The organism is Achromobacter sp. 77, assembly GCF_020541125.1.
GTDB lineage: Bacteria > Pseudomonadota > Gammaproteobacteria > Burkholderiales > Burkholderiaceae_B > Achromobacter > Achromobacter mucicolens.
Window position 1 is genome coordinate 4,081,249 of sequence record NZ_CP059848.1, and the last position, 24,712, is coordinate 4,105,960.

Sequence of the window (24,712 nt, forward strand, 5' to 3'; positions counted from 1 at the left end):
GAGGATCGATAGCTGCCATGTCCGAACCCTATTCCGCCTTTCTCAAATTCCAGATGCCCCGCGAGAATCTAGCCAGATGGCTCGCTGCCCCTGTGCCGGCGGCATCAAGATGGCCGGATTGGCGCACCATTGGCGGGCAGTGGTATCTGTCGGGAGGCAAGGATCTGGCTGCCTCCAGCGATCAGGATTTGGGCAAGCTTGTTTCGGAATGCGACGCCATGCTGGCTCGCCATTCGGACAATCGCGCGGCGCTGCGGGCCATTCTGCAATCCGCCGAGGCCGACAACATCAAGGTTGCAGCCTACGATTCTTCGGAAACGCACTTCGTTGCAGGGTCGCTGACCTATTCCGAAAATCTCTACGACCTCATCGTTTTTTTGACGGTAGCGCGTGGCGCGGCCGATTTTTTCGAGGCGGATGGTCGAGGCCTTGCGGTGGTTCACGATTACATCTGGGGCGAGGAAGGCGAACGGGAAACCGTTGCTGCGCTTGGACTGGACGGAATAGGCAGATCCGAGTTTCTGGCTTCCGATGCGTTCGGTAATGCCGCTGGCGCATTCGAGCGCATGGTGGACGCGATGCTGGACGGCAAAGACGACCCGGAGTTTCACCCGCGAGATCAACTCGACCGTCTTTGAGACCAGGCCTGCGGCAACGCGCAGCAGTGGTTGTCATACTGTCTGCCTGCGCGATCCCCAGGCGCAGGCAGCCCGGACCCGACACTCGCACCGCAAATTGGCGATGTTTTCATGGCTGCTAACATCGGCGCACTCAGAAATTCGACGCGCACGCGGCGCATTCCGCAGGATGACGAAACTTTTCTTTGCCTTTTGGGCCGCAGCGCTGCGTACCGCCCTCGTCTGCGCACCCTTACGGTCGCAGCCTTCCTGCCTGGCGGAGCCGGCACACGCGAAAAGGCGGGCATCGATCGCCGGACGCGGGTGCGCGCTGCGACAATCGCTTTGCGCCCTGCTGTGGGCGTGCACCACCGCGCACGCGTCTGCCGCCGCCATGACGCGCGAGGAGATCGAAGCCACGCTCGCGGCTGCCATGACCCAGGTTGTAAACCAGTACGTCGATCCCCTCGACTCACGCGTACTCGTGGTGAACGGCCTGAGCGCGCTCAAGGCGCTGCCAGGCGCTGAAGATCCATCGCGCAAGGCCGCGATCGAACAGGCCGTCCTGACCGGCCATCAGACGGAAGGCATGACACCCCAGATCCGCATCTTGACCGGCGAGATCCTGCGTTTTGCCGACGGCACGCCGCGCGAGATGGCGTTGGACGCGGCCCTGCGCGGCATGATGGCGGGTCTGGACCCCTACAGCCGCGTCGCGACGCGCGCTGAACTGGCAGCCCCGCCGGCATCCGTCGGCCTGGAGCTGTCGATCCGGGACGGTGCCCTGACCGTCGTGCGGCCCCTGCCCGGCAGCCCGGGCGAACGCGCCGGCGTACAGGCCGGCGACATCGTGACCCACGTGGACGGCCGTGCCACCGCAGGCCTGCCCTTGCCAGAAGCCGTCGCATTGCTGCGCGGCACGGCAGGCACCCGCCCCACGCTCACCCTGCGTCGGCCGGGTTCGGTCAGCGCAATCACGGCGCAGCCCGTGCGCGGCCCCGTACAGGCGCCTCCCACGGTGCGTTGGGATCTGGATGGCGCGATTGCGGTGATCCGGATCTCCGCTTTCGACAGCCGAACGGGCCGCCAGTTGAAAGATGCGCTCGACGCAGCGTCCGCGCATGCCGGAGCGCCGCTGGCGGGACTGGTGCTGGACCTGCGCGGCAACGCCGGCGGGCTGCTCGACGCAGCCGAACAAGTCGCCGGCATGGTGTTGCCCGAAGGGTCCGAGATCGGCAGCTTGCGCGGTCGCACGCCGGACAATGCGCGCACCTTGCGCGCCCGCGCCCCCCTCGTGCCGCAGGGGGTTCCGGTGGTGGTGCTCGTCGATCACCGCACGGGCGCCGGCGCGGAGATCGTGGCGGCCGCGCTGCAGGACCACGGCCGTGCCTTGCTGGTCGGCACGGCAACCCTGGGCGCTGGCACGATCCAGACCGTGCGGTCCCTGCCCGGCAACCAGGGCGCGTTGGTGATCACCACCGCCCGCGTCCACCGCGCCGATGGCGCCCGATTGGACTTGGTAGGGGTAGCGCCGGACATGCTTCTGGACGGGACCGGCCGGCGGGTCACACTGCGCGCCGAGATTGCGGCCGATTTCAACAGCGCTTTGGCGCAACGGGTGCGCGCGGCGGTGACAGCTGCGCCTGACGGTGCCGACACGGCGTTACTGGCGGCGCTGACTGCGCTGGCGGCAGCTACCACCGGCGATTGAGGCTGGCGTCGCCTCGACAAAGATTCAAGGAGCGATTCAATGAATACCGGCCAGATTCCATCAGACTATGTGCCGCTTTCGGTAGCGGGACTGCCCACGCTCTATGGGCCGAAAAGCGCGTGGTGCGTCTGGATCACCGCGTTGCCACTGCCCGCAACGTCGCGATTGCGCGGCGCCGATGCCCTTCCCGCTTCAAAGGGCTACGCGCGCGACGACGCGATCGCACAAGCCGGGGAAGTCATCGCTTACCTTGAAAATGACGATGGCTCCGGCGAAGCGCCGGCGTCAACGATGATCGAAGCGGCGCGCTGGCTGCTGGACCATGACGAGGCGTTCTACCAGGCGGTAATGAAGGCGATGCTGGCGGATCTGCCGCGCCTGCGCGCCGAGCAGGATGGCATCGTTCTGGACGATGACGCCTTCCGCCTGCCGCAGCACTGGGATGGCCAAGCCTTGCGGAAACTGATCCGTCTGAACAGCATCACGCTCCACCCTGTCGAAGGCGGGCCTTATATCGGCCTGGACTTCCGCTGCGCCTGGGAGGAGGAGCACGGTTACGGATTGATGATGGCCGGCACCACCGTCATCGAGTCTGGAGGGGCCGACGTCGGCACCTTGTCATGGATTGCGGCGCGGCACGCGAAGTCCCAGGGCTCGGAACCATAGCGCCGTGCAAAGAATGATCTATTGAGTCGGCAGCAAATCGCCAACCGATGCCGCCACCCGCAATGCGGGGTGCGAGCATCATGCGACATCCGCCACGATTTTCCCCCTCGCGGTTGCGGTCGAGATAGCTTCGTAGGCAACTTCCGCGGATCGCAGGTCGAACCGCCGGGGAGCGAGATACGGCATGAGCTTGCCCGCTTCGACCAGCCATGTGGCCTCGCGGAACGACTGCGGCGCCAACGCATGCTTGCCCCACCCCAACGCGCTGAAGCTTCATGTGAGGGAGCAGCTTGCACACTATGCGGCTGATCTGGGCATCGCGGCTAAGGAGTTGACTTGAATCAATCTCTCTCGAGAAATGCTTGCCAACGAGACTGCTCTCCCCTGACGAAATTCTCGTAGTATGGGCCGCTTCGAAAATCGGGCCGAACACCCAGCGCGGCGAAAGTCCGATTCAGTTCGTCGGACTGCAGAACTTCCGCGATCGCGCCTGACAGCCGCTCAAGGACGCTGGCCGGCAATGATGGCGGCGCCACCAGGCAGTATCCCCCGTCAGTCGCAAGATCCGGCAAGCCGGCCTCAGCCGCGCTCGGCACTTCGTTCAACAACGAGCAACGCTCATCACCGGTCGTGAGCAGGGCAAATGCCTTTCCGGCTCGCACCAGCGGAAGCACGCCGGCCGGCTCCCCGAAGACCATGTCAAGTTTGCCTTTGGCGAGGTCGTCCAGCGCCGGTGCCAGCCCGTCATAGGATTTATGGGTCAGCTCGATGCCGGTCAAGCGCCCCAGAAGTTCGGCAAGCATCCGGCTCGAACCCGTTCCCGCCGCGCCAATAACGAAACGCTTAGGATGCAGTCGGGCAAGGGCACACAACTGCGCAAAATCGCGGGCGGCGGTATGTGCCCCTACCACCAGCACGGCAGCCACACGCACCAGACCGCTGAGAAACGTGAGGTCCTCGAAGACGTCGAACAACGGTTGCCGCCCACTGGCTGGCGTAAATACGGTCGCACCATTGCCCGCGATACCGATGGTGTAGCCGTCCGCCCGCGAGCGCGTGACGGCGTGAACGCCTTGCGCGCCACCCAAGCCGACCGTGTTGGTCACCACCACATCCTTGCCCAGGCGCGCAGCCAGCAGCTTGGCGAACGCTCTGCCGTAGCTATCCACTGGTCCTCGCTTCGGAAACGGAACGAGGACAGTGAGCGGCCGCGGCACGCCTCGCGTTCCGCCTTGCGCCCGAGCAAGAATGATGTCGTGTACCGCGCGTGCATCCTCGGACAAGTCCTCATGCCGGCGACTGAACAGTGACACGTCACGCAAGACGTCCGGCTCCAGGCTGACCGAGCGCAATTGCTTCATTGAGAACGTCGGCACACAACTGGCCGGAAGCAGTGCCACGCCCAACCGCTCCTTCACCATCTCGAACGCGGTCGAGGCCGACGTTACCTCCTGCAATACGTCGACCGAGACACCGTGCGCGACCAGCACACGGTCCAGCCCCCGGCGTCCGCCGTTCGCCGCGTCAAGCACGATCAGACGCTCCAGAGCAAGATGTCCAATCGAGACCTTGTCGCGACGGGCAAATGGATGATCGCCGCGGCAGACCAGCACGAAGCGATCCTTTAGCAACGAGGTGCGCTGCAACTCACACGGCCCAAAATCACCGACTGCCAACGCAAAATCCACCGTCCCTTGCCTGACGGATGCCAGCGCGGCGTCTTGCGCCTGCTCTTTCAATTGCACCGCAACGCCAGGGAATTGCCGTGCGACGTCTGCCAGACAGCGCGGCAATAGCCTGCCGGACAGCGAAGGCGTGGCGGCCACACGCACCACGTGCAGCATGCGCTCTCCCGCCTGCTGCGCTTGTGTCAGGACGTCTTCCAGCGTCTTCAGCGCGACCCGCAACTGCGAGACCAGTTGTTCGCCAGCCTGCGTCAGCACGACATGGCGCGTGGTTCGCTGCAGCAGAGAAACCCCAAGCGCCTGCTCCACGGACCGGATGCTCTGGCTGACCGCCGGCTGAGACAACCCCACTACCCGCGCCGCAGCGCTGAAACTGCCCGTCTCGGCTACGGCGAGTAAGACTCGCAACTGACGCAAAGTGACATGCATGGCGCGATATTTATAAGTTGAACTTATGAGTCTAGCCGAAGAATTCATTTATCTCGGGCCGGAGCAACGGATTCAATTCAGTACTTTCCCGAAGGATCGAAGCATGGAAAAGCGTTCTATTGACCTGCGACCCAACCCGCCAACGCGGGTCTGCGTCATCGGCGCGGGCGCCATCGGCGGCTTTCTTGGCGTTCAGTTGGCGTGCTCCGGTGTGGATGTCCGCGTCTTCGCACGTGGCCAGACCCTGGCCGCCATCAGGCAGCACGGCTGGCGGCTCGATATCGGTGGCCAGCGTATTCGCGCAAGCGTTCTCGCCTTCGACACCGAGATCGGCAGCGGCTTCGAGCAGGGTGATCCATGGATGCCGGACGTCGTCCTGTTGGCCGTCAAAGCCCATTCCCTGCCATCGCTGGCCCCTCTGCTCGCGCGCCTGGTCGGCCCGGGAACCATCGTCGTGCCAGCGATAAATGGTGTTCCGTGGTGGTTTGGTGCGGGCAAATCTTCGCTGGCAGCGCCGCTGACCAGCACGGATCCGCATGGCGAACTCGGACGCGCGGTTCCGCCAGATCGGATCATCGGCGCAGTCGTGTACCCGTCCTGTTCCAGTCCCGAGCCCGGCATCACCCGGCACGGCGCGGGTTCGCGGCTGGTTTTCGGCAATGTCGTTCAAGATGCCGACAAAGAACGGCTATCGCAGTGGGTAACGCTGCTGCGCCATTGCGGGCTCGACGCCCATACGACGGAAGACATCCGCACGGAAGTCTGGAGCAAGCTGCTCGGCAACGCATGCTTTAACCCCGTCAGCATACTGACCGATTCCGCTACCGACGTCATGATCGACGATACAGGCGTACGTGGCGTTTTCACGCAGATGATGTGCGAGTTACTGGCGCTTGGAAAGAGCCTGGGTATCGCGCCGACGGTGTCGCCCGCGGAACGTATCGCAACGACGAGGCGCCTTGGCCACGTCAAAACGTCCATGCTTCAGGACGCCGAGGCAGGACGTCCAGTCGAACTGGCTGCCATCCTGGGCGCGGCGATCGAGTTGGCCGCGCAGACTGGCGTGGACATGCCCCACTGCAGCACGGTTCACGCATTGGCGGCGCTTCGAGCCCGGTCGCTGGCCGCGGCATCCAACACGGAGACGCCCCATGGCAATTTCCGCTGAACTGATCGCCGCCGTGTGCGCGCAACTGTATGACCGATCCCTGCGCGGCATTCCTGATGACACCCGCCTGGCGCTCGCGCAAGCGGAACAACGCGAATCAGATCAAACCGCCAGGCACACGTTGCGGATCATGCTGCAGAGCGCCGATGCAGCCAAACAATCCAATCATTTCGTCTGCTCCGACGCAGGGATACCCGTCTACTTCGTGCGCGTGGGTACGCAGGCAAAGTTGGATGGCGACCTGCGCCGGGCGATCGTCGACGGTTACGAAGCGCTGGTGGACACCATCAACCCGCCACTGCTTCCCCATGTCACCCATCCGCTCACACTGCAGCGCGGCCACACCGGGCCGGGCATGCCCATCATTACGTTCGACGTCGTCGACGGCAGCGATTGCCTGGACATCACCTGCAGTCCCAAGGCACTCGGCTCCGGGCGGTGGGCAGCGCTAAAGATATTCAGTTTTCCCGACCTGGCGACCATCGAAGCCTTCATCATGGAGGCCGTGATGGAAGCCGGTACTCAGCCCTGCCCGCCAGTGGTTGTGGGCGTTGGGATTGGGGGAACCTTTGACTATGCCGCCAAATTGGCCAAGGAAGCCACGCTGCGTCCGATCGGACAGGTTCATCCCGAGCCATTCGTGGCGGACATGGAGCGCCGGCTGGCAGCGGCAGTGAACCAGACCGGGTTTGGCGCCATGGGTACGGGCGGAACGAGCACAGCCTATGCCGTGCACGTCAGCTACGCTGCCGGGCACGGTTTTATCCCAGTCGCGGTCGCCTTCAATTGCTGGATAAACCGCCGCACCCGAGCTCGCCTGCATAACGACGGTCGCGTTGAGGTGATCGAATGACGCCGACCCTGCACCGATTGCGCTTCCCGCTTTCCGCCGAGGCCGCGCTCAAGCTGCGCGCGGGCGACCTTGTGGTGCTGGACGGAGAAATTCTGGTAACGGCTGGGCTGCCCACTCATCAACGGCTACTGCGCGCGCTCGAGGGGCATGAACCGCTGCCGCTGGCGATGAAGGATCAAAGCCTGTTCCATATCGGCAGTTACAGCGAACAACGCGGCCACCATTTCGACGTGCGCTACATCAACCCGACGACCAGCACCCGCTTCAACCCCTACATGCCCACACTGATCCGGGAATTGGGCCTGCACGCCGTCGGCGGCAAGGGCGGCCTCGATTCGGCGAGCGTCCAGGCGCTGCGGCGAACGGGCGGCGTCTACCTGTCATTCCTCGGCGGCGGGTGCACGCCGCTCACCCAGGCCGTGAAGGAAGTGCTTGAAGTGGGATGGCCCGACATGCTGACCCATTACCGCATCGTGCGCCTGCGCGTCGAAGGGCTGGGGCCGACCACGGTGGGAATCGACGCCCACGGCAACAGTCTGTACGAGGATGTCCGCCGCAGCGCTCGGCAGAGACTTCCCGACATCCTGGCGGAGCTGGCGCGCACGCGCAAGCCGCCCGAAAGCTAAATCAGCAAGGACCTGGCTGCCGGCGTCACGGCGGCCAAATAGATCAATAACAGGAGACAACATGACAAATCCCCGGATTCCAGCTCGGCGCCGCGCCGTCTCGGCCATATTGGCCAGTTTGATCGCCTGCGGCGGACTGCTGCTCTCTTCGCCTGCTCAAGCCCAACCGGCATCTTGGCCAAGACAACCGATTCGTTTGATCGTCCCGTTCGCGCCGGGAGGCCCCGCCGACGCGCTGGCCCGCTTTATCGCCGCGCGCCTGGGCCCCGAGCTGGGACAGACGGTGATCGTGGAGAATCGCGCCGGCGCGGGCGGCACACTTGGAGCCGCCGAAGTGGCCAAGGCCTCCGACGGCCACACCATCCTCTTCTCGTCGACGGGCGCACTGGTGATCATTCCCGCCATCACGAAGAACGTGAGCTACAACCCAGACCGGGATCTCGTCGCCATCGGCTTGGCGGTGAACACGCCGCAGGTCGTGGTGGTGGCCTCCAAAAGCCCCTACACATCGCTTTCAAGCCTCCTCGGGGCAGCCAAGGCAAAGCCCGATACGCTGAACTTCGCGTCGGCGGGCAATGGCACCACCACGCAACTCGGCGCGGAATTGCTTAAGCGTTCCGCGGGCGTGTCCATCACACATATCCCCTACCGTGGCGCCGCGCCCGCCATTGCCGACGTAATCGGCGGCACCGTGGACATGATGGTCGCGGACGCGCCCGCCGTGTCCGCCTTCATTGCCGACGACCGGCTACGCGCTCTGGCGGTCACATCCTCCAATCGCATCTCCACTCTGCCTCAGGTACCCACTACGGCCGAGGAAAGCCTGCCAGATGTGATCAGTGGGACTTGGTACGGCATCATGGGGCCCGCCAAGCTGCCCCGAGATGTGGTGGAGAAGATCAACGCCGCGCTGGGCCGCGTGTTGCGCACACCCGAGGTCGACGCGTTTATCAAAGGACAAGGCGCCGATCCGATGGGAGGCACGCCCGAGGAGTTCGCCATCTTCATTCGGAACGAGAGCCAGAAATGGGGCAAGCTGGCGCAGCAGGCCGGCGTGCGGATGGACTAAAAACCGGGCAAGACGCGACGGGAGAAACTCAGCACGCACCTCGCAAGTAAGTCTCCGCGAGCCGGCTCCAGAAGGCCGCACCCACGCACAGGTTGTCGTCGTTGAAGTCGTAATTGGCGTTATGCAACGCGCGCCCACCGATGGCGGGCCCGTTTCCAAGCCGCACCAGTGCGCCCGGGACGGCCTGCTGCATATAGGCGAAGTCTTCACTTCCCATCAACGGCGGCATATCTCCCGTCACCCGATCTTGTCCCACCAGCTCGCGGGCTACGGCCAGCGCCAGCGCCGTGGGTGCGTCGGCATTGTCGACGACCGGATAGCCCTCCACGTAGTCGATCTTCACGCTGGCCTCGTGGCTTTCCGCGGTGGATGTGCAAATCTGCACGATGCGCTCGCGCAGCCGCGCCCGCACCTGCGGGCTGAACGAGCGCACCGAGATGCCGATCTCGGCCTCGCCCGGAATCACGTTCAGCGCATCACCGGCACGCAGCCGGCCCACGGACACCACGGCGGCCTGCGACGGATCGATATTGCGCGACACGACCGTCTGCAAGGCCATCACGATGGCTGCGGCCGCGACCACCGGATCGGTCGCCAGATGCGGCCGCGCGGCATGTCCGCCGTTGCCGATGACCTTCACGAACACCCGGTCGCCCGCGGCCATGAACGGCCCGATGCGTGACAGGAAATGTCCCACGGGCGCGCCCGGATGGTTATGCATGGCCAGCACCATATCGCATGGAAAGCGCTTGAATAGCCCCTCCTCGACCATGCGCTTGGCGCCGCTGTCAAACCCACGCTCTTCGGCGGGCTGAAAAATAAGATGCAGCACGCCCGAGAAATTCCGCGTGCGTGCCAGATGACGAGCCGCGCCCAGCAGCATGGCCATGTGGCCATCGTGCCCGCACGCATGCATGCGCCCTTCGGTCTGGCTGGCATAGGCAAGCCCCGTCTTCTCGGCGATGGGCAGCGCATCCATGTCGGCGCGCAGACCCAATCGACGGGCCCCTGAGCCCGCGCGCAGCGTGGCCACCAGCCCTGTGCCCGCCAGGCCCGTGACGACCTCGTAGCCCCATTGCGCCAGCAGCCCGGCCACGCGGGCCGACGTGGCGTGCTCCTGGAACGCCAGCTCGGGCTGCTGGTGCAGCGCGCGGCGCAGCGCCGTAAGCTCGGTCTTCAGGTCCTGCAGGTCGGCGAGCGTGGTGCGCGTGTCGGCGTCACGGGTGGCCATCGCGCGATCCCGGTGGCGCCGACCAGCTTCACCAGCGCGCCCCACTTCTCGTACTCACGCTTGAAGAACGCGTCCAGCTCTGCCTGGGACATGGGCGCGTAAGGCGGCACGCCTTCGTTTTCCAGGCGGGAACGGATCGCGGGGTCCTCCATCGTGCCTTGCACCGCTTCGCGTAGCTTCGCGACGATCTCAGGCGGCACGCCGCTGGGCAGGCAGAACGCGTTCCAGGTCACGATGTCGTAGTCCGTCTCCAGGACCTCGGCGACCGTCGGGATCTCGGGCGCGGCCTTGAGCCGCTCCGTGCCCGACACGGCCAGCGCGACCAGCCGTCCCGCCTTGACCTGCGGACCCAGCACCGACCATGCGTCGAAGGCGAACGTGAGCTGGCCGCCGGTCAGGTCGGTGAGCACCTGGGGACCCTGCTTGTACGGCACGTGCAGCAGATTGGGCACGCCCATCTTCTGCGCCAGCACGTGGCACGCGATGTGGCTCGACGTGCCGTTACCGTTGGAGCCGTAGCTGGCCTTGTCGGGATTGGCCTTGACGTGCGCCATCAGCTCCTTGAGCGACTTGATCCCCGAGCTGGCCGATACGACGAGCACCACGGGCACCTGGATGGTGACGGCCAGCGGCTCGAACGCCTTGACCGGGTCAAAGGGCAGGTTCGCGTAGATGTGCGGGTTGATCGCGTAGGTGCTGGCCGTGCTGTAGAGCACCGTGTAGCCGTCGGGCTTGGCCCGCGCCACGGTCGCCGCGCCGATGTTGCCGCCAGCGCCCGCCTTGTTCTCCACCACGATGTTGGCGTCTAGCCGCTTGGCCAGCCCGGTACCGATCATGCGCGCCACGATGTCGGTGTTCCCGCCGGGCGCGAACGGCACCACGACGGACACCGGCTTGTCCGGATAGCCGGGCGCGGCCTGCGCGCTTCGCCAGGGCAAGGCGCCCGCCCCCGCCAGCGACAGCAGCGGCAGCCCGGCCAGATGTGCGCACAGGGCGCGACGTTTTTCGTTCATGATTTCCCCTTGTCGATTTATTTGTTGGAATCCGGCGCAAACCGGCCCACGTGCGCACTGACCTCGAACCGGCCGGCGTTGGCCGACGCGCGGTGATAGTCGTGCAATTGCATCGGCGTCGCCCACCACACGCCCTCGGCGTTGGCGATATGGCTGAAAAACTTGTCCAGCAGGCGCAGGCGCTGAGCCCGGCCCGAGATCCAGTCATGGACGGTGATCATGCACAGTCCGCCCCATTCGCGCACGCCCTCGAATTCCTCGATCCAGCTTTCGAGCACGGCGTTCGGATTGGCCGGGTGCGTCTTGTCGCGCGGCCCGTTGGTGTAGCGAAAGTACAGCGCGTCGTCGATGGTCCAGGTCACCGGCACCTGCACCAGCCCGTCGATCGAATACGGATGGTCGAAGCCCATCAGCGAGCTGTCGTAGGCCACGCCCGCGCGGCGCAGCGCCGCCAGGCTGGCTTGCGAATGCTCGAACGACGGCGCGCGGTAGCCGCGGCAGGCCGTCCCCGTCTGCTGCTGGAAGACTTCGATGCTGCGTCCCAGGTAATCGTCCAGCGTGGCGTCGTCCAGCGTGTCCAGCCGCTCGTGGAAATAGCCGTGATAGCCCACCTCATGCCCTGCCTTCAGCAGCATGGGAAGCAGATCGGGATAGGTGGCGGCCACCACGCCCGGCACGTAGAACGCGCCCTTGATTCCCCACTTATCCAGCAGGGCAAGGATCCGCGCCACGCCTTGCCGCGGGCCATACCGGCGCTGCTCCAGCTCGCCCAGCGCCACGGGCTGCTTGTCGCGCGCGGTCCAGAAATACGGGGACTCGGCGTCCAGGTCCAGCGTGAACGCCACCGCGCAACGCTTGCCCTCGGGCCACGCGTACGCCGGAAACGATATGCGGTTGTCTTCATGCATCTTGATTGCGCGCATGGAGGTGTCCATGTGATTTCTCCTTGATGATTTGCCTTCGTGGTTCAGGTCGGGGCACGCCGGTTGATGCCGCCCCCGCCATCCACCGACAGCACCTGGCCCGTCGTGAACGACGCCGCGTCGCTGGCCAGAAACAGCACCGCCTGCGAAAGTTCGCCGGGCTGGATCATGCGTCCCAGCGGGATCGCGGCCGCGATGCTCTCCAGATGGGCGGGCGGCAGCACGGGGCTGTTTTCGCCCTGCGCCAGCCCCGGACGGACGGCGTTGACGCGGATACCGTGCGGGGCAAGCCGCACCGCAAGGATGCGCGTCGTCTGCTCCAGCGCGGCCTTGGACGGCCCGTAGATCGCGCCATTGCCTCGGGCCACCTCGGCCGACGCCGAGCTCACATTGACCACCGACCCGCGAATGCCCGCGGCGATCCAGCGCCGCGCCAGCGCCTGGATCAGCTGCAACGGGCCCAGCAGATTCACGTCCAGGATTGCGCGGCACAGTTCCGGTGGCGCATCCAGGATGTCCGCGAACGGAAAGATCGCCGCGTTGTTCACCAGCACATGGGGCAGGGACTGATCGTTCCAGCCCGCGACCAAGCGCTCGATGGCTACGCAGTCGGTGACGTCCAATTCAATGTGACGCGTTTCTCCGGCGCGACCGTCGTCCCCGGCGCGGTCGGCACCGGTCACCCTGGCGCCCGCCAGTGCAAAAGCCTGCACCAGCTCGCGCCCGAAGTGACCGTTGCTGCCTGTCACCAGCACGTGGCGGTCCGAGAAATCGGCCGCGCTCATGCCGCGGTCTCCATCAGCGCATCCAGGTTGGCGTTGCCGAAGTCGCGCGTGCCCGCCTCCATCTCGCGGATCATCGCGATCAGGCGCGACACCGTCGGCGTGTCGATGCCGGCGGCTCGGCCATGGGCCACGATATCCGTGATCTGCGGATCCACCTCGGTCGGGCGCTTGCGCACCGCCAGGTCGCGCCACACGCCGCTGCGCGGCTTGCCCACCCAGCGGCGGCAGTGATCCGTGATCTGCTGCATCTGCGCCCAGGCGTCGTCCACGCTGGCCGACGCAGTGAAGGCATCCGGTGCAAAGCCATCAAACGGCGCCGGGTCCACGCCGCTGGCGCGGGCCACCGTCACCACCTCGCGGCAAAGCGCGCGCCACAGCGGCAGATAACGCCGGTTGCCCAGCTGCTCCACGATCGTGTCGTTGGACATCGCGGTCGTGAACAGCAGCGACCCGATGGCGACCTTGCTCCACTTGTAGCCCATCAGACGGTCCGTCCACCCCGACTGCGGATCCACCTGGCGCAGCAGCGCTTCCACCTGTCGCGAACGGACCGTGTCGCCGCCGTCGATCTCACCGACCCGCAGGCTGCCCAGGCCGCCGAACTGGATGCGGCCCGGCCCCACGTAGTCCGATGCAAAATTCACCAGCGCGCCCAGCGTGCGCGCCTGCCCGACCACGCTGGCGATCGTCGCCTCGGTCAGGCCGTTCTGCAGCGCCAGCACCCACCCGTCAGCAGCCAGTCGCGGCGCGATCGACGCCATCGCCGGGCGCGTGTGCTGTCCTTTCACTGACAGCATGATCCGGGCATACGTCCCGTCCACCTCGGACGCCAGGCAGGCCTTCATCCGCGAAAAAGTGCTCTTGCCGTCCGGACCGACGATCTCCAGCCCTCGCGTGCGCACCGCTTCCACATGCTCGGGCACCACATCCACCAGCAGCACATCCTGCCCTGCATCCGCCAGCTTTGCTGCCACCACGCCGCCAATCGCGCCGCCCCCCCACACAACAATCGGATCCTGACTCACCGCCTATCACTCCCTTGTTACCCGCGCGCCTTCAACGACGGCCTCAGGGAGAAATTCTGAAAGCAGCAGACATATAATTCAATTTCGAAATTTGATCGAATGCTTGCACTAAACGCATGTATTTCTGCAAAGGGAAGTCTGCATGAACTACCGCGCCTACGAAGCGCTGCACGCGTTCGTCGAAGGCGGCAGCGTCGCCCAGGCCGCGCTGCGCCTGCATCGCACCCAGCCCCAGGTCAGCCGCCTGCTGGCGCAGCTGGAAGAAGAAGCCGGCTTCGAAATCTTGCGCAAGACCGGCCGCCGCCTGGAACTTACCGACGACGGCCATGAGTTCTACAAGCGCGTCTACGGCCTGCTGCGCGCCCAGGACGCCGTGGCCGACTACGCCGAAGACATGCGCCAGGGCCGCCGTGATCGCGTACGGGTCCTGGCCGCCAACCACATCATCGACGGGCTGGCCATCGAGGCCGTGGGCCGCTGCCGCCTGAAGAATCCGGCGTTCACCGCAGCGCTCAACGCGCGCATGCCCGCGGAACTGCAATGGTGGCTGGCGCAGCAGCAATTCGACCTGGCCTTGGTCCAGCTTCCGCTGGAGCATCCCGCCATCGAAACCGAGCTGTTGTGTCAAAGCGAAATCGTCGCTGTCATGCACCCGGATCACCCGTACGCCAGGCGCTCGCAGATCGGCCCCGAAGACCTACAGACCGAGCCCTACATCAGCCTGGGCCGCCGCAGCATTCTTGAACAGCGTTGCCTGGCCGCCTTCGAAGCCACCAACGCCGCCGCGCACAGCGAGCTCGAAGTCTCCTTCAGCACCATGGCCATCCAGCTGGCGGCCATGAACTGCGGCATTGCACTGGCCGATCCCATGGCCACGCTCGCGCAGCGGCACCTGCACATTGCCGTCAGAAAATTCCGCCCCACGGTCAAACTGCACTACGGACTCGTCTTTCCCAAAGGCAAACGCCGAAGCCCCGCAACGGAGCAACTGGTCGATGAACTGCGCAACGTCGCGAAGGAAAGGGTTCCCGAACTGCGGCGGCTTTTGAGCATGAAATGAGCTTTTGAGACGGCGTCCATTGTTTGGCCGGCGGGTTGCGGACGGTCGTCTGCCCTCGATTTGATGTGTGACTTCGCGCCTTGCCTGCGCCTCGGCAGTTCTCTACAATAAAGAATAATTATCATTTGCAAACGTATGCGATGTCCCCTACCAAGCAGGCCCAAGTCGAGACGCTCTATGCGGACCACCACGGATGGCTGCGGGGCTGGATACGCAAGCAATTAGGTAATTCCTCCGACGCCGCCGACCTGGCTCACGACGTTTTCCTGCGCTTGCTGGGCCGGCCGGCGGTGATCGAGACGCGCGAGCCGCGCGCCTATCTCAGTACGATCGCGCGCGGGCTGCTGGTGGACCACTGGCGCCGCAGCGAGCTCGAGCGGACCTGGCTCGCGGTGCTGGCGCGCACGCCCGAAGAACTGGCGCCGTCGCCAGAGAACCGGATGCTGGTGCTTGAGGCGCTCATCAAGATCGATCAAATGCTGGATTCCCTCAAGCCGAAGGTGCGCCAGGCGTTTCTGTGGGCGCAACTGGAGGGCATGCGCTGCCCACAGATCGCCGAACGTCTGGGCGTCTCCCTTGCCACCGCCGAGCGCTACGTGGCGGCGGGCTTGCGCCAATGCTATGCCTACCGGTTTGGTGACGCGTGAGCGAGGCTGCCGCGATTCCTGCCGCCGTGGTCGATGAGGCCATCGCCTGGTCGGTCAAGCTGAACTTCGGCTCACCGGATCCTGACACCTGTGCCGCCTTCGAGCGCTGGCGCCGCGCGGCGCCCTTGCATGAGCGGGCCTGGTTGCGCATGCAGGCGCTGAATGCCGACTTCACCGCCGTGCCGCAGGGGCTGGCGCTGGACACGCTCATCGCCATGGGAACGGCGCACGACGCGCGGCGGCAGCAGCGCCGTGCCCTGGTCAAGGGCATGCTGCTGCTGGGCGGGCTGACGGGCACGGGCTGGGCCGTGCGCGAGCACACCCCATGGCAGCGCATGCTGGCGGACGTGAGCACCGGCGTGGGCGTGCGCGACCGCCTGACACTGGAGGACGGCACCTTCCTGGCGCTGAACACCGACAGCGCGGTGAGTGTCCGGATGGAAGGCGACAAACGCGTGCTTGTGCTCTATCGCGGCGAGATATCGATCCAGACCGGCGCCGATGCGCTGTCACCCATCAAGCGGCCGTTCCTCGTGCAGACGCCGTACGGCGCGGTCCAGGCGCTGGGCACACGATTCGTGGTGCGCCTGGATGACGATTGCGCCCGGGTCAGCGTGCAGCAGCATGCGGTTGCGCTGCGGCCCGCCGACGGCGCCACCCCGGTGATCGCCGAGACAGGCCAGACCGCCCAGCTGGACCGCCTGGGCGCACGGCTGATGAACAAGCCAGCAATGGTGGCCGATGCCTGGCTGGACGGCGCGATCGAGGGCACGGACATGAGGCTGTCGGATCTGCTGGCCGAATTGTCGCGATACCGCCATGGCCGCATCAGTTGCGCGCCGGAGGTCGCGGATCTGCGCGTATCGGGCACCTATCATGTGAACGACACCGACCGGACGCTTGCGTTCCTGGCCCAGACATTGCCGATCCGGCTGCGCTACAGGACCCGCTACTGGGTTGCCGTCGGGCCCGCGTGAAGCCCTGGCCCGCCCGGTTTTGCGGCTGCCACGATTTTTTTGATGAAAAGTGAGGGGATTTGCGTTTTCGACCGGCCTACAGGGAAAGACATCTTTCAACCTGGCCTATCAAGATTTCGCAATGACCCTCGCTCGTACCTCCAGGACGGCGCGCCTGACGCCCGTCCCGACCGTGTTGTCCACCGTTCTTTCCGGCCTGCTATGCGGCGCCGCCCTAGGCTTCATTGCCCCCGCTGTCCAGGCGCAGGCCGGTGTTGCCGCGCAGGAAACGGAATACACCTTCGCCATCGACGCCGGGCCGCTGGAGCCGGCGCTGAACCAGTTTGCCCGCGCCGCCGGCGTGAATGTGTCGTTCGATGCCGCGCAGGTGAGCGGACTGCGAACCGAGGGCCTGCAAGGACGCTGGAGCGCCGGGCGCGGCTTGAGCGCATTGCTGTCCCGTACCGGATTCGAGGGGGTCAGGCTTTCCAGCGGCGGCTATGCCGTGCGGCGCCTGCCCGGCGGCGGCGCGACCATGCTCGAACCGGTCACCGTGACGGGGCAGGAGTACCGCCTCATGACCGAAGGCACCGGCTCCTACACCACGTCGGCGGTCACCATCGGCAAGGGCGAGCAGCAGCTGCGCGACATTCCGCAATCGGTCAGCGTGGTGACCCGCCAGCGCCTGGACGAGCAAAACCTGACCTCGGTGTATGACGCGCTGGAAAACACCACTGGCGTGACCTTGCAACAGAGCCCGCAGGGCGGCAAATACATCTATTCCCGCGGCTTTAACAACAGCGTGATCCAGTACGACGGCGTGCCGCTGGAACGCAGCATGTATGGTCGAGCCAGCAACTATTCGGGCGGCACCGCGTTTTATGACCGCGTCGAAGTGCTGCGCGGCGCGGCCGGCCTGCTGCAAGGTTCTGGTTCGCCTGGCGGCGCGGTGAACCTGGTGCGCAAACGGCCGTTGCAGGAAGACCGTTTCATGGTCGAGACCCAGGCCGGAAGCTGGGACCGCTACGGCATGCAGCTCGACGGCAGCGCTTTGCTGAACGAAGACGGCAGCCTGCGTGGCCGCGCCCTGATCGACCGCCAGGACGAACACTCATTCGTGGACCGGGTGAACCTGAAGAACACCACCGTCTACGCCACGGTCGAGTACGACTTCTCGCCGCGCACGCAGGTGAATCTGGGCTACAGCTACGAAGACCTGCGAGGCCGCCCTTCGATGTCGGGCCTGCCGCGCTACAGCAACGGTGAAGAGGTCGGGTTCAAGCGGTCCACCAGCTTCGGCGCAAACTGGAACCGCCAGAAGACCTCGAACCAGGGCTTCTACGCCGACTTCACGCATGCGTTCAACGACGACTGGCGCTTCAAGATGACCGGCGCCTACGTGAAGGAAAGTCAGCAGCTGAAGTACACCACGTCGAGCCGAGCGGTGAATCCCGTAACGCAGATGGCGACCGTCAGCGTGGCCAGGACGGTGGCCGACATCGACACCTCGGGCGTGGACGCGAATCTGACCGGCAAGTTCCGTGCGTTCGGCCGCACCCACGAGGTAGTGGTGGGCGCCAACTACGGACACACCAAGATCGACACGTCCTACGCGTATCTGGTCAACTACGCGACCTTCAACGCGTTCAACTTCAATCCGGACCTGCCCGAGCCCACCACGGCCGAGATACGCGCAGGCACTGACGAGGCGCGCATCGGCTCGAACCGCGAACTGGGCTTTTACGGCACCACGCGCCTGCAACTGGCCGATCCCCTGAAGCTGGTGCTGGGCGGCCGGTTCAGCCGTTCCAACCGGGTCTGGACGACCGACACGACGACCGCCGGCGAGCTCGTCAACGGTCAGACCAAGCAGGCCAACACCCACTTCACGCCTTATGCCGGCCTGATGCTGGACCTGTCGCCGCAATGGACGACGTATGTGAGCTACACCGACATCTTCCAGCCGCAAAGCGAGGTGAATGCCGCGGGTGAGTCCCTTAAGCCGATCGTAGGAGAAAGCTACGAACTGGGCTTGAAGGGCGAGTTGCTGGACGGCCGCGTCAATACCGCGTTCGCGCTCTTTCGGATCAACCAGAACAACCGCGCCCAGGTCGATTTCAACACCAGCCCGACCTGCGCTGCCGGGTATTTCTGCTACACCGATGCGGGCAAGGTGCGCAGCCAGGGCTTTGACGCGGAGATCAGCGGCGAACTGACCCCAGGCTGGAACCTCTTTGCCGGCTATACCTTCAACACGACCAAGTACCTGAAGGACCAGGACAGCGAAGGCCAGGCGTTCGCGTGGTATACGCCCAAGCACATCTTCCGGCTCTGGACCACATATCAATTGCCTGGCGACTTGAACGCCTTCACGGTGGGCGGCGGCGTCAATGTGCAGAGCGGGCAGTCGCGCCAGATCGGCGCCACCACCGTGCACGCCAGCGGACGCGCCGTATGGAGCGCCTACGCGAAGTATCAGATCAACCGCAATTGGGCCGCCACGGTCAACCTCAACAACATCTTCGACAAGACGTACTACAGCGCCGTCGGCAACCTGGTCAACGGCGTGCATTACGGCGATCCCCGCAATGCCATGCTGACGCTGCGAGGCACGTTCTGACAATGAAGACCGGTCTGCGCCAGCGCATGAGCTGGCTGCACACCTGGTGCGGACTGGTGTGCGCCTGGCTGCTGTGCCTGATCTTCCTGGCGGGCACCATCAGCGTGTTCCGGGAACCGATTACGCGCTGGATGACGGCCGAACCCGTCTTGCCGCCCGCGACGCAGGTGCTGCCGCAGGAGGCCGTGCTGGCGGCGGCCTCGCGCTTTCTGGCTGACCAGGAAGGCGACGCGCGCTTCTGGCGCATCGAGCTGCCCGAAGCGGCGACGCAGGCGATGCGGCTGGTTTGGCGCACCAACGCGGGCGTCACGCACGAGGCCGCGATGGATCCGCGTGACGGCTCCCTGCTGCCCCAGCCCTGGGGACGCAAGAGCGAAGGCGGTCGCCATTTCATGACGCTGCACTACAGCCTGCATGCCGACACGTTCGGCTTCTGGCTGGTGGGCTGGCTGACGATAGGGATGCTGGCCGCACTGCTGTCGGGCATCGTTGTCCACAAACGCATCTTCAAGGACTTTTTCACCTTTCGTCCGGGGCGCGGCCAGCGCGCCTGGCTTGACGGCCACAATGCATCGGCCGTACTCACGCTGCCGTTCCAGGTGATGATCGCCTATACCGGGCTGGCGATCTTCTACACCAGCTACATGCCAGGCCCGCTCCGCGCGGTCTATGGCGAGCAAGGGGCGGCGCGCTGGCAGGCAGCGCTTGCCCAGCGGGCCCCGCAAGCTGGGGCCGCTACATTGCCCGCACGCCCTCAGCTGGACGGCGGTCTGCCGGCGCGCCAGCAATTGGGTGCGCTGCTGCAAGCGGCGCAGACGGCACTGGCAAGCCCCGCCCGCATGATCATGGTGGAGCGTCCGGGTCAGCCGCGGGAGCGCATCAGCGTGTATGGCCGGCCGGAGTCCGCGGCCACGATACGCGATCTCACCAGCCCGGCGGGACGCGCCGTGTTCGACGGCGCCAGCGGCGCGTTCTCCGCCCTGCATCCCGCCGCGGGCCGGCAAGCGGGCGACGCCGCACATGAAGTGATGGAGCGCCTGCATGTGGCCTCGTATGGCGGCTGGACGATCAAGTGGCTGTACTTCGTCTGCGGACTGGCGGGCACGCTGATGATGGCGACGGGAGCGGTCCTCTACACCATCAAGCGGCGCAACAAGGGCCAAAGCGAGTTCGGCGCCGCCACGCCAGCGTTCTACCGCACTGCCGAAGCACTCAACGTGGCGGCGATTGCGGGGGCCAGTCTGGCCTGCATCGCCTACTTCCACGCCAACCGCCTGCTCCCGGCAGCGCTGCCCGGCCGCGACGCCTGGGAGATCAGAGGCTTCTTCCTGGTTTGGCTGTTGAGCCTGGCGCATGCCTGCGTGCGGCCGGTGCGGCGCGCCTGGGTCGAGCAGGTAGCCTGCACCGCGCTGCTGTGCCTATTGCTGCCCGTGACCAACGTGCTGACCACCGGGCAACATGCGCTGGCCTATGCGCGCCGCGGCGATTGGCAGGCGGCAATGGTGGAATCCACCATCGTGGTGCTTGGCGGCCTGTTCACCCTGCTGGCGTGGCGCCTGCGGGCGGGGGACTGGACCTCCCCCCGGCAGGCGCGCGTGACGGCCGCGCCGCGCGGCCATCGCTGGCGTGTGCTGGCGCGCGTGCTCTGCGCGGTGTTGGGCGGCTACGCGCTGGCGACGGTGGGCGCGATCGTCCTGGCTCAAATCCTGCCGCTGGGCGGCCTTGTCAGCCCCGCGATCGGGGTGGTCGTGGCCAGCCTGCTGAGCTTTCTGATCTACACGGTGGCGGCGCTGTGGGTGTTCGCGGCGCAGGATGCGTGGCGTTGGCTGCTGACCGGCATTGCCGTGCTGGCAGCGCTGGCATGGGCGATGGGGATTGCATGAGCACCACGATCGCAGCCCTGGCCGCGCTGGCGCTGGCCTTTGCCACCTTTGCCTGCCTGGCGCTGGCAATGGACCGGCACCATGAACAGGCAACCGGTCACGAAACCACAACCTTCGGGATCAAGTGCGGCTTGCGTCTGAGCGCCGCGCTGCTGGCGCTTGCCGCGATGGCCGCCTGCCTGCAGGCCTGGGGCATCGCGGTGGCGGCGCTGGTCTGGCTGGGCATGCTGTCGTGCGGCGCGATCCTGACCACCCTCACGCTCAGCTATGCGCCGCGTCGGCTCCGGATGCTGGCCGCGATGGCGGCCTTTCTGGGCTTGGGCCTGGCCTGCGCCTGAAACCGCCCGGCGGAACATCGACACATTGCCTTATTCTTACCCCCCATAACCCATTGCCACCTCAGGACAAAAGAGAAATCCTCATGCACATTAACCGGATCGCTGCATTCACCAGCCACGGTCAAGGCGGAAATCCCGCCGGCGTCGTTCTTGCGGATCAACTGCCCTCGCCCGAGGAAATGCAAAGGGTGGCGGCCGAGGTCGGCTATTCGGAAACGGTCTTCTCCTGTCCAAACGGCGATGGCTCGTGGCGCACCCGGTACTACTCGCCTGAAGCCGAAGTTGCCTTTTGCGGGCATGCGACCATCGCGCTAGGCGCGGTGCTCGGTCAGACCTTTGGGCCGGCCAGGTATCCGCTGGCCCTGGCAAAAGCCCAAATTGAAGTGTCGGCTGAAATCCAGGACGGCGAATGGGTAAGCGTGCTGCGCTCGCCGCCGACGCGCAGCGCCCTCGCCAGCCCCGGGTTGTTGACCGAGGCGCTAGACCTTTTCGGCTACTCGGCCGACGACCTGGATCCCACGCTATCCCCCTGCATGGCCAACGCGGGGATCGACCACTTGATCGTGCCGCTCATTTCACGCGCCGCGCTGGCGCGCATGAACTACGACCTTGATCAAGGACGCCGCTTCATGCAAACCCATCGCATCGGAACCATCGCGTTCGTGTTCAGCGAGAGCGATACCCTGTTCCACGCGCGCAACGCGTTTGCCATTGGCGGCGTCCTGGAAGACCCGGCAACCGGCGCGGCCGCAGCGGCCTTTGCCGGCATGCTGCGCGACCTGGGCCGCAAAGCGCATGGCGAAATCGTCATCCTGCAAGGCGAGGACATGGGCATGCCCTGCCGAATCGAAGTGGAATTCACCGGGGAGCCGGGATCCCCCGTGAATGTACGCGGCAAGTCGTCTGTCATCGGCTAGGCGCGCGGGCCGTTCCGTCACGCCTTCGGGCGTATGACACTGCCAGCGTGCGTACCCGTGCTGGCGCCAAAGCTCCACGCCAAGCGCCCGTTGACCAACACGTAATCGATACCCTGCGCCTGGCGGGTGGGCGCGGCCCAGGTAGCGGTGTCCGCAATGGCATCCGCGTCGAAGACCACGATGTCGGCCGCGAAACCCTCGGCGATGCGCCCTCGCGCGGGAAGCCGGAAATACGCGGCCGGCTTGCCGGTCATTTTGTGCACCGCCTGTTCCAGCGTGAACAGCCCGACGTCGCGGCAATAGTGGCCCAGCACCCGCGGAAAGGTGCCCCACAGGCGCGGGTGCGGCGCGGGATCGTGAGGCATGCCGTCCGAACCGATCATCGTGCCCGGGTACGCGAGGATGCGCTCGACGTCGGCCTCGTCCATGATGAAGTAGATGGCGCCCGCCGGCTGCAGCGCATCGACCGCATCTTCCGGACTCAGCCCCATGTCGCGGGCAATACCGTCCAGATCCCGCCCCGCGTACTGCGGATACGGCACGGACTTGGTCACGATGACCCGGCTGGATACCGCAAGGCGGTCCTTGCGCAGGATCGTGGATCCGGCCACGTAGGGATAGCAATCCAGCGCCACCTTCTGACGCTGGCTGGCCTGACCGATGTGCGCCAGCGTCTGCACCGAACGCCCATGGTTGCGTGGACCGATCAGCTTGTGGTGCGAAATCAGCACGGGCGCGCCGCCCGCTGCCCCCACCGCAAAGGCTTCATCCAGCGCCGCGAAGATGCGATCGCCTTCATCGCGGATATGGCTGGCATACAGCCCGCCATACTCGCGCAGCACGCTGGCCACCGCCATCAGTTCATCCAGCGTCGCCGGCATGGCGGCCGGATACGCGGTGCCGGTGGACAGCCCGATGGCGCCGCTCTGCATGGCCTCGTGCAACAACTCCTGCATGTGCTCGATCTCGGCGGCGGTTGCCGGCCGGTCCAGGTCGTCCATCGCGGCGGCGCGCAGCGAGGTGTGTCCCACCAGGCAGGCCGCGTTCACGGCGGGTGGGTGGCGATCCAGGTTTTCCAGATAGGCGCGGAATGTCTCGTATGGAAAATCGCCGGCGTCGTTGCCCAGCAGATTGACAGGCGCAGGCACCTCGCTGCGCCAGCCCGAACGCCACGGCGCCTGGCTGATGCCGCAGTTGCCGGTCACCACCGTGGTGACGCCCTGGCTCAGCTTGGCGGGCATGCCGGGATCGATCGACAGGTACCGGTCGTCGTGGGTGTGCGTATCGATGAAGCCGGGCGACACGATGCGGCCGTCCGCCGCCAGCACCTGGTCGGCCACGGCGCCCGCCAGGTCGCCGACGGCCGCAATGCGGCCATCGCGCACGCCCACGTCGGCCCGGACGCGGTCGGCGCCCGTCCCGTCGATCACCGTGCCTCCACGGATCAGCAGATCGTAGCGTTCGTGATTCATAAGGCTCAGTCGATCTTGACGTTGGCTTGCTTGATCACCTGCGCCCAGACCGGACGCTCGGCGTGTGCGCGGTCAAACAGCTGCTGGCGCGGGCCGATGTTAGGCACATAGGACAGCGTCTTGAGCTTTTCCTGAACGTCAGGCGACTGCAGCGCCTTGTTGATTGCGCCGTTCAGGTAGTCCAGCACCTTGGGGTCGGTACCGGCGGGCGCGACATAGCCCGTCCAGGCCACGGCGCGATAGCCCTTCAACCCCTGCTCGTCCAGCGTCGCCAGATTGGGCATGGACGGATCGCGCTGCAGGTCGGTCACGGCCAGCGGCACGACCTTGCCCTGGTCCACGAACGCGGCGATGGAAGAAATATTGTCGAACACCAGGTCGGCTTCGCCGCGCAGCACGGCCAGGTCCGCCTCAACGCCGCCCTTGTAAGGCACGTGCATGAACTCCACGCCCGCCATCGCGCCGAACATCGCCGCGCTCAGATGGCCCGTCGTGCCGTTGCCGCCCGACGACACCACCAGCTTGCCCGGTTCCTTCTTGGCCAGGGCGATCAGCTCGGCGACGCTTTTGACGTTCAGGCCCGGACGCACGGCCAGCAGGTTCTGCACGGAACCGGTCAGCGCGACCGGCGCCAATTGCTTGTCGGCGTCGTACTGCAGCTTGGCGTAAAGACTCTGGTTGATCGCCAGCGTGGCCACATTGGCAAAGCCGATGGTGTAGCCGTCGGGCGCGGCATTGGCCACGGCCTGCGTGCCGATGATGCCGGATGCGCCGGTGCGGTTCTGAACGACAAAGTTGCCGCCGGTCTGCTTGGCCATTTCGGCGGCCAGCAGGCGCGATACAAGGTCGGGCGTGGTGCCGGTATTGAACGGCACGACGATCGTGACGGGATGCTCGGGATAGGCGGCCTGCGCGGCGGACACCGCGGTCAGACTCATCACTGCGCTCGCCGCCGCGAGCCAGCGCCTGGCGCTGCTTTGGAACGTGGACATGGTTTTCTTCCTTGGACTGTTATAGG

General features: G+C 65.7%; 23 protein-coding genes. 14 read left to right on the forward strand and 9 right to left on the reverse strand.

Translation table 11 applies throughout. The features are described 5' to 3' along the window. Positions 1-17 precede the first annotated feature (17 nt). The 3 genes from H4P35_RS18915 to H4P35_RS18925 all read left to right on the forward strand — a co-directional run bounded on the left by H4P35_RS18915 (position 18) and on the right by H4P35_RS18925 (position 2,994). A complete protein-coding gene (locus H4P35_RS18915; RefSeq protein ID WP_226846531.1) occupies positions 18-638 on the forward strand; it encodes a hypothetical protein in 621 nt (206 codons plus the stop codon). Between the two features lie 412 nt (positions 639-1,050). Then, complete coding sequence (locus H4P35_RS18920; protein ID WP_226846532.1) at positions 1,051-2,328, forward strand: S41 family peptidase; 1,278 nt, start codon at positions 1,051-1,053, stop codon at positions 2,326-2,328. Positions 2,329-2,367: 39 nt separating this feature from the next. Further along, positions 2,368-2,994, forward strand: a complete 627-nt coding sequence (locus tag H4P35_RS18925; protein ID WP_226846533.1) for a hypothetical protein — start codon at positions 2,368-2,370, stop codon at positions 2,992-2,994. A 78-nt stretch (positions 2,995-3,072) separates the two neighbouring features. Here H4P35_RS18925 and H4P35_RS18930 read toward each other — a convergent pair whose 3' ends face one another. Next, positions 3,073-3,180, reverse strand: a complete 108-nt coding sequence (locus tag H4P35_RS18930; RefSeq protein WP_255616292.1) for a hypothetical protein — start codon at positions 3,178-3,180, stop codon at positions 3,073-3,075. Between the two features lie 155 nt (positions 3,181-3,335). Beyond that, entirely contained in the window at positions 3,336-5,108 is a 1,773-nt protein-coding gene (locus H4P35_RS18935; protein WP_226846535.1) for a tripartite tricarboxylate transporter substrate-binding protein, read from the reverse strand. A 103-nt stretch (positions 5,109-5,211) separates the two neighbouring features. Here H4P35_RS18935 and H4P35_RS18940 point away from each other — a divergent pair, with 103 nt between their 5' ends. The 4 genes from H4P35_RS18940 to H4P35_RS18955 all read left to right on the forward strand — a co-directional run bounded on the left by H4P35_RS18940 (position 5,212) and on the right by H4P35_RS18955 (position 8,824). Continuing rightward, the gene (locus tag H4P35_RS18940) at positions 5,212-6,276 is read left to right on the forward strand and encodes a ketopantoate reductase family protein (protein ID WP_226846536.1); all 1,065 of its coding nucleotides are present in this window, start codon (positions 5,212-5,214) and stop codon (positions 6,274-6,276) included. Beyond that, a complete protein-coding gene (locus tag H4P35_RS18945; RefSeq protein ID WP_226846537.1) occupies positions 6,260-7,129 on the forward strand; it encodes a fumarate hydratase in 870 nt (289 codons plus the stop codon). The genes H4P35_RS18940 and H4P35_RS18945 overlap by 17 nt, the downstream gene beginning before the upstream one ends. Further along, positions 7,126-7,755: a fumarate hydratase C-terminal domain-containing protein gene (locus tag H4P35_RS18950; RefSeq protein ID WP_226846538.1), complete on the forward strand. Its 630-nt coding sequence runs from the start codon at positions 7,126-7,128 to the stop codon at positions 7,753-7,755. Before H4P35_RS18945 ends, H4P35_RS18950 begins: the two co-directional genes overlap by 4 nt. A 61-nt stretch (positions 7,756-7,816) precedes the next feature. After that, the gene (locus H4P35_RS18955) at positions 7,817-8,824 is read left to right on the forward strand and encodes a tripartite tricarboxylate transporter substrate binding protein (RefSeq protein ID WP_226846539.1); all 1,008 of its coding nucleotides are present in this window, start codon (positions 7,817-7,819) and stop codon (positions 8,822-8,824) included. 28 nt (positions 8,825-8,852) lie between these two features. On the opposite strand, the gene H4P35_RS18960 is transcribed toward H4P35_RS18955, so the two are convergent. From H4P35_RS18960 to H4P35_RS18980, 5 genes are read right to left on the reverse strand one after another with little or no spacing between them, the layout of a single operon-like run. After that, the gene (locus H4P35_RS18960; RefSeq protein WP_226846540.1) at positions 8,853-10,055 is read right to left on the reverse strand and encodes a M20 aminoacylase family protein; all 1,203 of its coding nucleotides are present in this window, start codon (positions 10,053-10,055) and stop codon (positions 8,853-8,855) included. Then, positions 10,001-11,068, reverse strand: a complete 1,068-nt coding sequence (locus H4P35_RS18965; RefSeq protein ID WP_226846541.1) for a tripartite tricarboxylate transporter substrate binding protein — start codon at positions 11,066-11,068, stop codon at positions 10,001-10,003. Before H4P35_RS18965 ends, H4P35_RS18960 begins: the two co-directional genes overlap by 55 nt. A 17-nt stretch (positions 11,069-11,085) precedes the next feature. Beyond that, positions 11,086-12,003, reverse strand: coding sequence for a polysaccharide deacetylase family protein (locus H4P35_RS18970; protein ID WP_226846542.1), 918 nt, complete (start codon positions 12,001-12,003; stop codon positions 11,086-11,088). A 32-nt stretch (positions 12,004-12,035) separates the two neighbouring features. Continuing rightward, a complete protein-coding gene (locus tag H4P35_RS18975) occupies positions 12,036-12,776 on the reverse strand; it encodes an SDR family NAD(P)-dependent oxidoreductase (RefSeq protein ID WP_226846543.1) in 741 nt (246 codons plus the stop codon). After that, complete coding sequence (locus tag H4P35_RS18980) at positions 12,773-13,801, reverse strand: ketopantoate reductase family protein (protein ID WP_180100609.1); 1,029 nt, start codon at positions 13,799-13,801, stop codon at positions 12,773-12,775. The genes H4P35_RS18975 and H4P35_RS18980 overlap by 4 nt, the downstream gene beginning before the upstream one ends. Positions 13,802-13,943: 142 nt before the next feature. Here H4P35_RS18980 and H4P35_RS18985 point away from each other — a divergent pair, with 142 nt between their 5' ends. The 7 genes from H4P35_RS18985 to H4P35_RS19015 all read left to right on the forward strand — a co-directional run bounded on the left by H4P35_RS18985 (position 13,944) and on the right by H4P35_RS19015 (position 22,222). Then, positions 13,944-14,861, forward strand: a complete 918-nt coding sequence (locus H4P35_RS18985; RefSeq protein WP_226846544.1) for a LysR family transcriptional regulator — start codon at positions 13,944-13,946, stop codon at positions 14,859-14,861. Positions 14,862-15,001: 140 nt separating this feature from the next. Beyond that, positions 15,002-15,508 (forward strand): sigma-70 family RNA polymerase sigma factor, encoded by a 507-nt coding sequence (locus tag H4P35_RS18990; protein ID WP_128827513.1) that lies wholly within the window; start codon positions 15,002-15,004, stop codon positions 15,506-15,508. After that, positions 15,505-16,485, forward strand: a complete 981-nt coding sequence (locus H4P35_RS18995) for a FecR domain-containing protein (RefSeq protein ID WP_226846545.1) — start codon at positions 15,505-15,507, stop codon at positions 16,483-16,485. Before H4P35_RS18990 ends, H4P35_RS18995 begins: the two co-directional genes overlap by 4 nt. A gap of 121 nt (positions 16,486-16,606) precedes the next feature. Continuing rightward, positions 16,607-19,084, forward strand: a complete 2,478-nt coding sequence (locus H4P35_RS19000; protein WP_226846546.1) for a TonB-dependent receptor — start codon at positions 16,607-16,609, stop codon at positions 19,082-19,084. Between the two features lie 2 nt (positions 19,085-19,086). Further along, a complete protein-coding gene (locus tag H4P35_RS19005) occupies positions 19,087-20,967 on the forward strand; it encodes a PepSY domain-containing protein (RefSeq protein WP_226846547.1) in 1,881 nt (626 codons plus the stop codon). Then, a complete protein-coding gene (locus H4P35_RS19010; RefSeq protein WP_226846548.1) occupies positions 20,964-21,305 on the forward strand; it encodes a DUF3325 domain-containing protein in 342 nt (113 codons plus the stop codon). Before H4P35_RS19005 ends, H4P35_RS19010 begins: the two co-directional genes overlap by 4 nt. Before the next feature lie 83 nt (positions 21,306-21,388). After that, positions 21,389-22,222 carry a PhzF family phenazine biosynthesis protein gene (locus tag H4P35_RS19015; RefSeq protein WP_226846549.1) on the forward strand — a complete coding sequence of 278 codons (834 nt, stop codon included), beginning with the start codon at positions 21,389-21,391 and terminating at the stop codon, positions 22,220-22,222. A gap of 17 nt (positions 22,223-22,239) precedes the next feature. Here H4P35_RS19015 and H4P35_RS19020 read toward each other — a convergent pair whose 3' ends face one another. Both H4P35_RS19020 and H4P35_RS19025 read right to left on the reverse strand, forming a co-directional pair. After that, positions 22,240-23,694 carry an amidohydrolase family protein gene (locus H4P35_RS19020; protein WP_226846550.1) on the reverse strand — a complete coding sequence of 485 codons (1,455 nt, stop codon included), beginning with the start codon at positions 23,692-23,694 and terminating at the stop codon, positions 22,240-22,242. 5 nt (positions 23,695-23,699) lie between these two features. Then, positions 23,700-24,686 (reverse strand): tripartite tricarboxylate transporter substrate binding protein, encoded by a 987-nt coding sequence (locus tag H4P35_RS19025; protein WP_226846551.1) that lies wholly within the window; start codon positions 24,684-24,686, stop codon positions 23,700-23,702. Between the last annotated feature and the right edge of the window lie 26 nt (positions 24,687-24,712).

Excerpts from the sequence above, each read along its gene's own strand:
- H4P35_RS18915 (WP_226846531.1), top strand. The coding sequence starts at position 18 with ATGTCCGAACCCTATTCCGCCTTTCTCAAATTCCAGATGCCCCGCGAG.
- H4P35_RS18920 (WP_226846532.1), top strand. The coding sequence starts at position 1,051 with ATGACCCAGGTTGTAAACCAGTACGTCGATCCCCTCGACTCACGCGTA.
- H4P35_RS18925 (WP_226846533.1), top strand. The coding sequence starts at position 2,368 with ATGAATACCGGCCAGATTCCATCAGACTATGTGCCGCTTTCGGTAGCG.
- H4P35_RS18930 (WP_255616292.1), bottom strand. The coding sequence starts at position 3,180 with ATGCCGTATCTCGCTCCCCGGCGGTTCGACCTGCGATCCGCGGAAGTT.
- H4P35_RS18935 (WP_226846535.1), bottom strand. The coding sequence starts at position 5,108 with ATGCATGTCACTTTGCGTCAGTTGCGAGTCTTACTCGCCGTAGCCGAG.
- H4P35_RS18940 (WP_226846536.1), top strand. The coding sequence starts at position 5,212 with ATGGAAAAGCGTTCTATTGACCTGCGACCCAACCCGCCAACGCGGGTC.
- H4P35_RS18945 (WP_226846537.1), top strand. The coding sequence starts at position 6,260 with ATGGCAATTTCCGCTGAACTGATCGCCGCCGTGTGCGCGCAACTGTAT.
- H4P35_RS18950 (WP_226846538.1), top strand. The coding sequence starts at position 7,126 with ATGACGCCGACCCTGCACCGATTGCGCTTCCCGCTTTCCGCCGAGGCC.
- H4P35_RS18955 (WP_226846539.1), top strand. The coding sequence starts at position 7,817 with ATGACAAATCCCCGGATTCCAGCTCGGCGCCGCGCCGTCTCGGCCATA.
- H4P35_RS18960 (WP_226846540.1), bottom strand. The coding sequence starts at position 10,055 with ATGGCCACCCGTGACGCCGACACGCGCACCACGCTCGCCGACCTGCAG.
- H4P35_RS18965 (WP_226846541.1), bottom strand. The coding sequence starts at position 11,068 with ATGAACGAAAAACGTCGCGCCCTGTGCGCACATCTGGCCGGGCTGCCG.
- H4P35_RS18970 (WP_226846542.1), bottom strand. The coding sequence starts at position 12,003 with ATGGACACCTCCATGCGCGCAATCAAGATGCATGAAGACAACCGCATA.
- H4P35_RS18975 (WP_226846543.1), bottom strand. The coding sequence starts at position 12,776 with ATGAGCGCGGCCGATTTCTCGGACCGCCACGTGCTGGTGACAGGCAGC.
- H4P35_RS18985 (WP_226846544.1), top strand. The coding sequence starts at position 13,944 with ATGAACTACCGCGCCTACGAAGCGCTGCACGCGTTCGTCGAAGGCGGC.
- H4P35_RS18990 (WP_128827513.1), top strand. The coding sequence starts at position 15,002 with ATGTCCCCTACCAAGCAGGCCCAAGTCGAGACGCTCTATGCGGACCAC.
- H4P35_RS19000 (WP_226846546.1), top strand. The coding sequence starts at position 16,607 with ATGACCCTCGCTCGTACCTCCAGGACGGCGCGCCTGACGCCCGTCCCG.
- H4P35_RS19005 (WP_226846547.1), top strand. The coding sequence starts at position 19,087 with ATGAAGACCGGTCTGCGCCAGCGCATGAGCTGGCTGCACACCTGGTGC.
- H4P35_RS19010 (WP_226846548.1), top strand. The coding sequence starts at position 20,964 with ATGAGCACCACGATCGCAGCCCTGGCCGCGCTGGCGCTGGCCTTTGCC.
- H4P35_RS19015 (WP_226846549.1), top strand. The coding sequence starts at position 21,389 with ATGCACATTAACCGGATCGCTGCATTCACCAGCCACGGTCAAGGCGGA.
- H4P35_RS19020 (WP_226846550.1), bottom strand. The coding sequence starts at position 23,694 with ATGAATCACGAACGCTACGATCTGCTGATCCGTGGAGGCACGGTGATC.
- H4P35_RS19025 (WP_226846551.1), bottom strand. The coding sequence starts at position 24,686 with ATGTCCACGTTCCAAAGCAGCGCCAGGCGCTGGCTCGCGGCGGCGAGC.